Source organism: Parasynechococcus sp., from assembly GCF_042954245.1.
GTDB lineage: Bacteria > Cyanobacteriota > Cyanobacteriia > PCC-6307 > Cyanobiaceae > Parasynechococcus.
The window spans coordinates 1-10,843 of sequence record NZ_JBGKDP010000186.1; the positions used below are offsets into that span (position 1 = coordinate 1).

Here is a 10,843-nt window from a genome sequence, read left to right on the forward strand (position 1 = left end):
CACCGGCTCCGGGGGTGACTTCCTGATGACCGAACACCACATCCTCTGCGGCACGACCACCAAGGGCTCCCATGATGCGTGCCTTGAGCTGGGCACGGGTGACCAGGGTTTGTTCTTCGTCCGGCGAGAACCAGGTTAGGCCTTGGGCCTGACCACGGGGAACCAAGGTGACCTTCTGAACCGGATCGTGGTCCTTGACCAGGGTCCCGATCAGGGCATGTCCCACCTCATGGTACGCGATCAGACGCTTGCTGCGACCGTCGGTGAGAGGACGGCCTTCCATGCCGGCGATGATGCGATCGACAGCGTCGTCGATTTCCCTCAAACCGATGGCTTCCTTGCGGCGGCGGGCGGTGAGGATAGCCGCCTCGTTCATCAGGTTGGCCAGGTCAGCACCAGTGAAGCCAGGGGTGCGGCGGGCGATGCTTTCGAGAGATAGCTCCTCTTCGAGCTTCTTGTTGCGGCAATGCACATCCAAGATGGCGAGGCGACCCTTGATGTCCGGGGCGTCAACGGTGACCTGACGGTCAAAACGGCCGGGACGCATCAGAGCTGAGTCCAGAACGTCTGGGCGGTTGGTGGCAGCAATGATGATGATGCCGCTGTTGCCTTCGAAGCCATCCATCTCCGTCAGGAGCTGGTTCAGCGTCTGTTCGCGTTCGTCGTTGCCTCCACCGATGCCGGCACCGCGCTGGCGGCCAACCGCATCAATTTCGTCGATGAAGATCAAACAGGGGCTGTTCTCCTTGGCCTTCTTGAACAGGTCGCGGACGCGGCTGGCACCCACGCCAACGAACATCTCAACGAACTCAGAGCCAGAGAGGGAGAAGAAGGGGACACCCGCTTCACCAGCAATGGCCTTGGCGAGGAGGGTTTTGCCGGTGCCGGGAGGGCCAACCAGCAAAAGGCCGCGGGGAATCTGAGCACCCACGGAGGTGAACCGCTCGGGCTGCTTGAGGAAGGTGACCACTTCCTGAAGTTCCTGCTTGGCTTCGGTAACACCAGCCACGTCATCAAACATGACGCCGGTCTCCGCTTCCATCATGAAGCGGGCTTTGCTTTTGCCGAACTGCATGGCCTGGCCAGGGCCTCCAGGCATATTGCTGTTGCGGCGAGCCAGGAAGATCAAGGCACCGATCAGCAGCAGCGGGAACAGCAGATTGCCCAGCACGCCGAGGGCCGGAGGCGCTGTGCGGGGAGGATGAATGTCAAAGCTGATGCCTTCAGTCTTCAGCGTGTTGATCAGCTCAGGGGCAAGACCGGGCAGATCAACGCGCAGGCGCTGGACGCGGTTGTCGAGATCAGGATCGACGGCTTCCACCACAGCGTTGCGACCACCGTCGTAGATATCAACGGCTGTGACGCGACCGGCTTCGACATAATCGAGAAAGCGACCGTAGCTCATGCGCGCCACCGCAGCATTGCGAGGAGCGACGGTGGTGCCATTGCTGTTCTCGCTGAGGCCGTTGATGCCTCCATTGCTCACCACCTGCCAGCCAATCAGCAACACGACGCCGATTGGCAACAGCCAGAGGGCAAGAAGGCGCCAGCGCTGATTCATGAGCTGAAAAAATTCGTTAACTAGTGTAAATGAGTTGGTCTGATTTCTGAGGCCTTGATCAAAGGCCCCTTAGGGCAACAATCGGGTCGAGCTTTGCGGCTCGTCGAGCTGGCACGACACCGAAGAACAGGCCGATGGATCCTGAGAGTCCAACGGTGACAACCACCATCGTGGCGCCGATCGCTGCCGGGAGGGGCGTGACCGCCGCCACGATGCTCACGGTTCCAAGACCGACCAGCGTGCCGATGGCGCCGCCCAGACTGGCAAGCACCAGGGATTCCACCAGGAACTGCTGCAGCACATCACTGCTGCGGGCCCCCATGGCCTTGCGCAGACCGATCTCTTCGGTTCGTTCGCTGACGGACACCAGCATGATGTTCATGATCCCGATGCCGCCCACCAGCAGGGAGATCCCCCCGATGGCCCCGAGCATCAAGGTGAGGCCTCCAGTGATGGTGCCCACGATGGTGAGGGCATCCTTCTGCGACCGCACCGCGAAATCGTCATCCCGGAGAATCCGGTGCCGCTGCCTCAGCAGGTTTGTGATCTGAAAGTTTGCTGCGCTGATGCTCTGCTCATCCTTGGCTTCCACACTGATGAAAGTGAGGCTGACGCCGTAGATCGGATCCCGTCCGGTGATCCGGTTCACCATCGTTGAAAGGGGGATGTAGGCGTTTTCGTCTTGGTTGCTGCCGAACACGGCCCCTTTGGGAGCCATCACACCGACCACCTCGAAGCCTTGATTACCGATGCGCACCTGCTGACCAATCGCTGGGCCAGTGGGAAACAACTTGGTGCGCAGATCTGAGCCGAGCACGGCAATTGCCCTTGCACCGGCTTCGTCCTGGGCACTGATGAAACGGCCCTTGGCCACTTTGAAGCTGCGCACCGGAAGAAACTCCGGTGTCACGCCATAAACCGCACTGGTGGTACTGCGTGCCCCCGCTTGCACCACCTTGTTGCTATTGATCTGTGGGGCGACGCGCTTGACGCTGGGAACCTGGGTGGCGATCGCTTCGGCGTCCTCCAGAACAAGGGTCTGGGGTCGCGTTGCCCCCTGGCGACGGGTGTTGTTGTTGCCCGGAACCACAAACAATACGTTGGCGCCGAGGTTGGTCAGCTGCTCCTCCGCTAGCCCCTGAGCGCCACGCCCCACTCCCACCAGGGTGATCACCGAGGCGTTGCCGATCACGATGCCCACCATCGTGAGCAGGCTGCGCAGGCGGTTGCTTCGCAGGGTGGACAGGGCCATCCGCACAGTTTCCGTTGCGGGCATGCGCCGGTTCATGGTGTGGCGTCGCTCAGATCAGTGTGGCCTCAGCTTCGTTGCCGACGATGCTCACCTTGACCAGATCTGTGGATCCGGAAACGCCGGTATGGGTGCCTGCGGACTGAACCACGAGATCACCCTCCTTAAGCAGATTGCGCTCCTTGGCCTTGACCATTGCTGCTTGGAAAGTCTGCGTGGTGCGTTCGCCCTGGGGAATCACCAGCGGTGTCACGCCCCACACCAACTGAAGACGACAGGCGACGGTGCGATCAGGAGTGATGGCAAGGATGGGTGCCGCCGGCCGGAACTTGCTGACGTTGCGAGCCGTGGCCCCACTTCTGGTGAGAGGAAGAATTGCGGAGGCATTGAGCTGGCTGGCGATGGTGCTGACCGCTCCGCTCAAGGCGTTGGGAATGGTGCTGGGCAGGTGGCTATCGATTGAACGTTGAGGGTAGTCCTTCTCGATCCTTCGGGCAATGGTGGCCATGGTTTGAACGGCTTCCACCGGGAAATCCCCCACCGCGGTCTCGTTGGAGAGCATCACGGCGTCGGTGCCATCCAGGATGGCGTTGGCCACGTCGCTGACTTCAGCTCGGGTTGGCCGGGGGCTGGAGGCCATGGAATCCAGCATCTGGGTGGCCGTGATGATGGGGATACCCAGGCTGTTGGCCCTGCGGATCAGTTCCTTCTGCAGCAACGGAACTTCCTCGGCCGGCATCTCCACGCCAAGGTCACCGCGGGCCACCATCACGCCGTCACAGAGCGGCAGGATCGAATCGATCTGATCAATGGCTTCAAATTTTTCGATCTTCGCCACCACAGGGGTCTCATGACCCTGTTCGCGGATCAGTCCGCGAATCTCCTCCATGTCGGAGGGATTGCGCACGAAGCTGAGGGCCACCCAGTCCACCCCCTGGTTGAGGCCAAAGGCCAAGTCGGTTTTGTCCTTGTCCGTGAGGGCGCGAACGGACAACTGAACGTCCGGGAAGTTGACGCCCTTGTTGTTGGAAAGAACACCTCCCACGGTGACGGTGCAATGCAAGGTCTGCTGCGCTTTATCGACGGTATCGACCTTCATCTCAACGCGGCCGTCGTCGAGCAGGATCCGGCTTCCTGCGGTGACTTCGTCAGCCAGCTTGTCGTAGGTCACGGTGGCGATCGTCTTGTCGCAGCTCACCGGCCGTGAAGTGAGCGTGAACGGGTCGCCATTGGCCAGGGTGATTGGCCCCTCGGCAAACCGCCCGAGCCGGATCTTCGGGCCCTGAAGGTCTTGGAGGATGCCGATGGTCTGCCCCAATTCCTCAGACACCTGACGAATCGTGGCGATGCGTGCGGCGTGTTCGTTGTGGTCCCCGTGGGAAAAATTCAGCCTAAAAGTGGTGGCACCAGCCTTCACCAGCTCCTTAATCCGCTCCGGACTCTCCGTGGCAGGGCCGATGGTGGCCACGATCTTGGTCCGTCGGTTCAGGTCGAACTGGCCCATATCGCGGCTGGAAATCCCTGCGGAAACTACCATCCGGGCGTTTCCCAAACGGCCTCATGAAGATGAATTCCTATCAGGACGCCGCCCGAAAGACGGCTGCCTACCCGGATGTGGGCCGTAATCCCATTTATCCGACCCTTGGTTTGATCGGTGAAGCCGGCGAGGTGGCCGACAAGGTGAAAAAGGTGATTCGTGATCGTGAGGGGGTTTTTGATACCGACACCCGCGAAGCAATCAAGTTGGAGCTGGGAGATGTGCTCTGGTACGTGGCTCAGCTGGCCAGCGAACTGGGTTATGACCTCAATGAGGTGGCTGACGCCAACCTGCAGAAACTGTCGAGCCGGGCTGCCCGTGGGCGTATCGGCGGCAGTGGTGACCAACGTTGATCTCCTGATGCTCCGACGACTCCTTGCCTTGTTGTGCAGCCTGCCTCTGCTGCTTGGACTGGCACTGCCTTGCGATGCCGCTGAACTGCAACTCAGTGAGGTTCGCCTGGATCCCTGCGGAGAGCAGGACGCTGGCAATCAACCTGAACTGAGCCGACCTGTGGGTGCCAGCTGTTTTGTGCTGACGGGAGACGTTGAGAACCGCGGCAAAAACAGCGTCATCGACACCGATGTGTACGCAAGGATCCTGGATGCCAGTGGTGAACCCGTTCTTCCAAACAGAACCCGGGTAGGATCGATCGGGGATGTGAACCCCGGTCACTCCCCGATCGCCCTACGAATCTCAGTGCCTGCGGGAACCCCCGGACCGTTTGTGATCAAAAATCCCCGTGCCCGTGGGTTCAATGCTCCGGTCCGAACCCGGGTTGATGCCGACGACGATGATTTACTGCCGTTGGAACGGAGCATCAACCAGCAGTGATCACCAGGTGGAGCCCGACATGTAGAAGGCGCTGATCGACTGCCCCACCAGGCCCTGCAACAGATTCAGGGCAAGGAAGGCCAGGATGGCTGAGAGATCAATGCCCCCCAGCGGTGGGATCAAACCCCTGAAGGCGTTCAGGTAGGGGTCGGTGATCGCACTCACGCTGCTCAGCATCGGATTGCCCCAGTCCAGGTTTGGGAACCAGCTCAGCAGAACTCGAACGATCAGCACCAAGGAATAGATCTGCAGGGTCTGGGACAGCACCTGCAGCAGGGTGACGGGTAGAGATTCCATGACGGGAGCTGATCTGCTCTGACTTTATGCAGCTTCCGTCAGATCGGTTGCCCCAAGATCAGGAAGCACGGAGAAGGTACGATGGAATTTTTCAGTGAGGGTGAGCCAATAGGATCGCCCCTCGCTCTGGCGACGCCGTTCGATGAATTCCTGCGCCAGCAGTTCCTTGATGTGGTCGTAGGCCCCCGAGCCCCGCAGGTCCACAAGATCCGATTGAAGAATGCGTTTCTTCAGGGCAATGGTGGCGAGGGTTCGCAGGGTTGCCGTGGAGAGATTCACCGGCAGCAGGTCTTTGACCAGATCGGCCATGCCCGGCCTGAGCTGCAGCCCGTAGCGACCGCTCTGCTCAACGATCTCTAGGGCACTGTCCCGCTGGACATAGGAGGCCGTCAGGGCCACGAGAGCTTTTTCAACACTTCGGCGGTCGGAGTCGGCTAGCTCGGTCAGTTCGCCAATGCTGACGGGCCGACCCTTGAGATAAAGAATCGCCTCGATTCGGGTGGGCAGGGATGGAGACGTCATCACAACCCTCGAGAACACTCAAGCTACTGCCCTGAAACTCAAAGGAATAGGTGATAGGCCGGGTTGTTGGTTTCATCCCAGTGGCGATACCCCAGAGCATTGAGGAATTCGGTCCAGCCCTCCGTCTCTTGTTCCGGCACCAGCACTCCCACAACAATGCGCCCCACGTCGGCACCGTGGTTTCTGTAGTGGAAGATGCTGATGCTCCAGCCGGGGTGCAGAGCATCCACGAAGCCCATCAAGGCACCCGGGCGTTCGGGAAATTCGAAGCGATACAGCAGCTCCTTGCATTCCCCGGCACAGGCCATGCGCGCCGAAGACGGCAGACGGCCCCCCACCATGTGGCGCAGGTGGACCTTGGCAAATTCGTTCTCGCTGAGATCGAGGCAAGGGAAGCCACCAAGCTCCAGTTGGCTCAGCAGTGAGGCACGGTCGTTTTCATCTTTTACCTGCACACCGATGAAGATCTGCGCTGTGGCGCCATCGGTCATGCGGTAGCTGAATTCCGTGAGGCTGCGCTCCCGCAGCAGTTCACAAAGCCGCCTCAGGCTGCCGGGTGATTCGGGAATCTCCACGGCCAACATCGCTTCTCGCTCTTCACCGAGCTCAGCCCGTTCGGCGATGAAGCGCAGGCGGTCGAAATTCATGTTGGCGCCGCAGGCCACCGCTACGAGATTGCGCCCCGCCAGGTGCCGATCGGCCACATCCTGCTTGAGCCCGGCAACCGCCAGAGCACCGGCTGGCTCCAGGATTGAACGGGTGTCTTCAAAGACGTCCTTGATAGCGGCACAGATGGCATCGGTGTCGACACGCACCATCCGATCCACGAACTGCTGGGCCAGCTCAAAGGTATGTTCGCCTACTTTTCTTACGGCGACGCCATCGGCAAACAGACCCACCTGTTCCAGTTCCACCCGCTGCCCTTGCTCAAGGGAGCGGCTCAGGGCATCGGCATCGATCGGCTCCACGCCGATCACCTCCGTTTCCGGCCAGAGCCGTTTGACGTAGGCGGCGATGCCTGCGATCAGGCCACCACCGCCCACAGCCACATAGATGGAGTTGGGTGCCTGTTCGGCCTGGCGCATGATCTCCATGCCGATCGTCCCCTGGCCTGCGATCACCTCCGGATCGTCAAAGGGGTGGATGAAGGTGAGCCCCTTGGCCTTGCAGCGTCGCTGCGCTTCCGCGGAGCATTCGTCATAGGTCTCGCCATGGAGGACTACGTCACCGCCTAGGGCCCGCACGGCGCGCACTTTCACCTCCGGGGTGGTGCTTGGCATCACGATCACTGCCCGACAGCCGAGCCGTTTGGCACTCAGGGCGACGCCTTGGGCATGGTTGCCGGCGCTGGAGGCAATTACACCGCGCTTTAGCTCGTCGGCACTGAGCTGAGCCATGCGGTTGTAGGCGCCGCGCAGCTTGAACGAGAACACCGGCTGGAGATCCTCACGCTTCAGCCAAACAGCGTTTTTCAGCCGGTGGCTCAGATTGGGGGCGTGATCCAAGGGTGTTTCCCGCGCCACGTCGTAGACGCGGGCGCGCAGGATCCGTTGCAGGTAGTCGGTCATCCCACCATTCTTCCAAGGGTTCGATCCAGACAGGATCCGGGTTGGTTCCCGTAGATTGCATGGATTGGAGTTGGCAGTGCATGCATCTCGGAGATCTGAAGCATCCGAATGAACTGCACGGACTCAGCCCGGCTCAGCTCGAGGATGTGGCTCGGCAGATCCGTGAGCGGCACCTGCAGGTGGTATCCACCAGTGGTGGTCACCTGGGTCCTGGTCTGGGGGTTGTGGAGCTGACCCTGGCGCTGTACCAGACGCTGGACCTCGACTATGACCGTGTGGTCTGGGATGTTGGCCATCAGGCCTACCCCCATAAATTGATCACCGGCCGGTTCAACGACTTCGACTCCCTGCGCCAGCAGCACGGGGTGGCAGGTTACCTCAAGCGCTCGGAGAGCAACTTCGACCACTTCGGAGCTGGTCACGCCAGCACGTCCATCTCAGCTGCTCTGGGCATGGCTATGGCGCGGGACAACCGTGGTGAGTCGTTCAAATGCGTTGCCGTTATCGGTGATGGAGCCCTGACAGGCGGCATGGCTCTGGAGGCCATCAACCACGCCGGACACCTTCCCAAAACACCGCTCCTGGTGGTGCTAAACGACAACGACATGTCGATCTCCCCGCCAGTGGGGGCGCTGTCGAACGTGCTGAACCGTGCGCGGCTTAGCCCACCGATGCAGTTCCTCTCAGGGAGTGTTGAAGAAAGCGTTCGGCACCTGCCCTTCATGGGTGGTGAGATTCCTGCGGAACTCAACCGGCTGAAGGGGAGCATGCGTCGCCTTGCGGTTCCGAAGGTGGGTGCTGTCTTCGAGGAACTGGGCTTCACCTACATGGGGCCGATCGACGGCCATGACATCGGTGAAATAGTGCGCACCTTCCAGGCGGCCCACCGTGAGGGCGGCCCTGTGCTGGTGCATGTGGTCACCAAAAAGGGCAAGGGCTACCCCTATGCCGAGGCCGATCAGGTTGGCTATCATGCCCAACCCGCCTTTGATCTCGGTACCGGCAAGGCGATTCCGTCATCGAAACCCAAGCCCCCCAGCTACAGCAAGGTGTTTGGACAGACCCTGGTTAAGCTCTGTGAGCAGAACAGTCGGGTGATCGGCATCACCGCGGCCATGGCCACTGGTACCGGCCTCGATTTGCTACAGAAGGCTGTTCCTGACCAGTATGTGGACGTTGGCATCGCCGAGCAACATGCTGTTACCCTGGCGGCCGGCATGGCCTGCGAGGGGTTGCGCCCTGTTGTTGCCATCTACAGCACCTTCCTGCAGCGCGCCTACGACCAGTTGATCCACGACGTGGGCATCCAGAAGCTGCCGGTCACCTTCGTGCTAGATCGTGCCGGCATTGTTGGTGCTGATGGCCCGACCCACCAGGGTCAATACGACATCAGCTACATGCGGGCCATTCCCAACTTCACGGTGATGGCGCCGAAGGATGAGGCTGAGCTGCAGCGGATGCTGGTGACCTGCCTGCATCACGACGGGCCCACGGCGCTACGCATCCCCCGGGACTCCGGTGAAGGCGTCCCGTTGATGGAAGAGGGTTGGGAATCGCTGCCGATCGGCTGTGGTGAACTGCTGCGGGAAGGCCACGATCTGATGATCGTGGCCTACGGCTCGATGGTGGCTCCGGCCCTTGCCACAGCAACGCTGCTGGAGGAAGCCGGGCTCTCCACCACTGTGATCAATGCCCGCTTCCTGCGGCCGCTGGATCAGGCGCTGATTCATCCCTTGGCGCGACGCATCCCACGCGTGGTCACCATGGAAGAGGGTGCGCTCCCCGGTGGTTTTGGCGCAGCGGTTCTGGAGTCGTTGATCGATCAGGACATCAACGTGTCGATGTTGCGCATCGGCATCCCCGACCAGTTGGTTGATCACGCCACGCCGCAGCAGAGCAAGGAAGCTCTTGGCCTGACTCCTGCGCAGATGGCTGAACGCATCCTTGAGCGCTTCAGCAACACCTCTGGTGATCTGCCATCCACCCCTTCGATCAAGGCCCTGCAGACCTGAAGCTGAGGTATCGGTGTCGGTTTTGATCGTTGGCGCGGGTCCGTCCGGTGCCCGTTTGGCGATTCAACTAGCGCAGGCGGGTGCTGAGGTCACCTTGGTGGATCGCTTGGCCGATCCCCATCGCCATGCCTACTCCAGTGGTGCCCTACCTCTGGAGGCTGTTCGTCGGCTTGGTCTGCCGGATGATGCCATTGCTGCCACCTGGCAGGGCTGGCAGCTGCATGATCCCTCGGGTCTTGTTCATCAGTGGTGGTCTGCCGGTGATCTGGGGGTGGTGCTCGACTTCGGCCGGCTTCGGTCCTGGCTCTGGGAGGAGGCGCGCCGCCATGGGGTGGAGTTGATCCAGGACTGCCGGGCTGCGCTGAGCACGCTCACAGCCGATCAAGCCAGCGTGCGGCTACAGACACGCGATGGGCGGACGACATTGCGCTCGGCTCGCTGGTTGATTGATGCCACGGGTGCATGCCGAGATCTGCTGCGGCAGGCCGGCCTCAGTCCCAATCCCGAGGATCCGCTGCTGCAGGGCATCGGCGTTGAATGGTTGCTGCAGGCCGATGACCGTCAGGCCGCTGCCTGGCGGGATCGGATCAGTTTCTTTCTGGGTACGGCCTGGATCCCCCATGGATACGGCTGGATCTTCCCCATGCAGGAGCAACGGCTGAAGGTGGGCGTCTGTCACCTCCCACCGGCGGATCGTCCGACTCCCGGCAGCCTGGCTGGGCCCCTTCAGCGCTTGATTCAACGCTGCGGCTTGAGCGCCTGCCCGGTGCTGGATCGTCATGGCGGGCTCGTGTCCAGCAGCATCTGCCGCTCCGAACTCTTGGCGGCCGGGGCGCTGCTGGCGGTGGGGGATGCGGCCAGTTCCGCCAATTTGCTTGGGGGAGAAGGGATCCGCCATGCTATGGACAGCGCGGATCAACTGGCCGATTTGTTGATCACTGAAGGAATGCGGGGAGATTCCACGGCCATGGCCCGTCGCTACCAACAGCAGCTCAAGGCCCAGCAGAGTTGGCGATGGTTGGTATCGGGCCGGCTGGCGCGGCGCACCTGGTGGGGGCTTGACAACCCAAAGGCGGACCGACGCCTCGAACGTCTAATTCATGGGCTTTCTGCGACAGCGGAAGCCCCAGCGCTCTCAGAGCTCTTGTTCGACTACACCTTCGAGCGTTACGGCCTTCGGCTGCTGCCGTATCTGCTCTGAAGCACATGTTTCGGGGAGGAGCCAGTCTCCTCCCCGAAACATGTGCTTCAGAGCACGCCGCG

At 61.2% G+C, this 10,843-nt stretch carries 10 protein-coding genes; 4 read left to right on the plus strand and 6 right to left on the minus strand.

The annotated features are described in order from the left end of the window. From ftsH to pyk, 3 genes are all read right to left on the minus strand, one after another. Positions 1–1,561 (minus strand): ATP-dependent zinc metalloprotease FtsH (gene ftsH / locus ACGVJ8_RS08200; RefSeq protein ID WP_392347112.1); only part of this gene is annotated, 1,561 nt, incomplete at its 3' end. A gap of 58 nt (positions 1,562–1,619) precedes the next feature. Continuing rightward, positions 1,620–2,849: an ABC transporter permease gene (locus ACGVJ8_RS08205; protein ID WP_392347114.1), complete on the minus strand. Its 1,230-nt coding sequence runs from the start codon at positions 2,847–2,849 to the stop codon at positions 1,620–1,622. Between the two features lie 13 nt (positions 2,850–2,862). Further along, entirely contained in the window at positions 2,863–4,314 is a 1,452-nt protein-coding gene (pyk, locus tag ACGVJ8_RS08210) for a pyruvate kinase (RefSeq protein ID WP_392347116.1), read from the minus strand. 56 nt (positions 4,315–4,370) lie between these two features. Here pyk and ACGVJ8_RS08215 point away from each other — a divergent pair, with 56 nt between their 5' ends. Then, positions 4,371–4,700 (plus strand): nucleoside triphosphate pyrophosphohydrolase family protein, encoded by a 330-nt coding sequence (locus tag ACGVJ8_RS08215; RefSeq protein ID WP_392347118.1) that lies wholly within the window; start codon positions 4,371–4,373, stop codon positions 4,698–4,700. Between the two features lie 7 nt (positions 4,701–4,707). Beyond that, entirely contained in the window at positions 4,708–5,181 is a 474-nt protein-coding gene (locus ACGVJ8_RS08220; RefSeq protein ID WP_392347120.1) for a hypothetical protein, read from the plus strand. Here ACGVJ8_RS08220 and ACGVJ8_RS08225 read toward each other — a convergent pair whose 3' ends face one another. From ACGVJ8_RS08225 to ilvA, 3 genes are read right to left on the minus strand one after another with little or no spacing between them, the layout of a single operon-like run. After that, positions 5,182–5,478 carry a YggT family protein gene (locus ACGVJ8_RS08225; RefSeq protein ID WP_392347122.1) on the minus strand — a complete coding sequence of 99 codons (297 nt, stop codon included), beginning with the start codon at positions 5,476–5,478 and terminating at the stop codon, positions 5,182–5,184. A 24-nt stretch (positions 5,479–5,502) separates the two neighbouring features. Then, entirely contained in the window at positions 5,503–6,000 is a 498-nt protein-coding gene (gene scpB, locus ACGVJ8_RS08230; RefSeq protein WP_392347124.1) for an SMC-Scp complex subunit ScpB, read from the minus strand. Positions 6,001–6,038: 38 nt separating this feature from the next. After that, positions 6,039–7,568 carry a threonine ammonia-lyase, biosynthetic gene (gene ilvA, locus ACGVJ8_RS08235; protein ID WP_392347126.1) on the minus strand — a complete coding sequence of 510 codons (1,530 nt, stop codon included), beginning with the start codon at positions 7,566–7,568 and terminating at the stop codon, positions 6,039–6,041. Positions 7,569–7,648: 80 nt separating this feature from the next. Here ilvA and dxs point away from each other — a divergent pair, with 80 nt between their 5' ends. Continuing rightward, the gene (gene dxs, locus ACGVJ8_RS08240; protein ID WP_392347128.1) at positions 7,649–9,580 is read left to right on the plus strand and encodes a 1-deoxy-D-xylulose-5-phosphate synthase; all 1,932 of its coding nucleotides are present in this window, start codon (positions 7,649–7,651) and stop codon (positions 9,578–9,580) included. A 13-nt stretch (positions 9,581–9,593) separates the two neighbouring features. Then, on the plus strand, positions 9,594–10,781 hold the full coding sequence (locus ACGVJ8_RS08245) for an NAD(P)/FAD-dependent oxidoreductase (protein WP_392347130.1): 1,188 nt from the start codon (positions 9,594–9,596) through the stop codon (positions 10,779–10,781). Positions 10,782–10,843: the final 62 nt, after the last annotated feature.

Bases quoted from the DNA above. Each gene is read 5' to 3' on its own strand.
- ilvA (WP_392347126.1), bottom strand. From the start codon at position 7,568: ATGACCGACTACCTGCAACGGATCCTGCGCGCCCGCGTCTACGACGTG.
- ACGVJ8_RS08220 (WP_392347120.1), top strand. From the start codon at position 4,708: ATGCTCCGACGACTCCTTGCCTTGTTGTGCAGCCTGCCTCTGCTGCTT.
- ACGVJ8_RS08215 (WP_392347118.1), top strand. From the start codon at position 4,371: ATGAAGATGAATTCCTATCAGGACGCCGCCCGAAAGACGGCTGCCTAC.
- ACGVJ8_RS08225 (WP_392347122.1), bottom strand. From the start codon at position 5,478: ATGGAATCTCTACCCGTCACCCTGCTGCAGGTGCTGTCCCAGACCCTG.
- scpB (WP_392347124.1), bottom strand. From the start codon at position 6,000: ATGACGTCTCCATCCCTGCCCACCCGAATCGAGGCGATTCTTTATCTC.
- pyk (WP_392347116.1), bottom strand. From the start codon at position 4,314: ATGGGCCAGTTCGACCTGAACCGACGGACCAAGATCGTGGCCACCATC.
- ACGVJ8_RS08205 (WP_392347114.1), bottom strand. From the start codon at position 2,849: ATGAACCGGCGCATGCCCGCAACGGAAACTGTGCGGATGGCCCTGTCC.
- dxs (WP_392347128.1), top strand. From the start codon at position 7,649: ATGCATCTCGGAGATCTGAAGCATCCGAATGAACTGCACGGACTCAGC.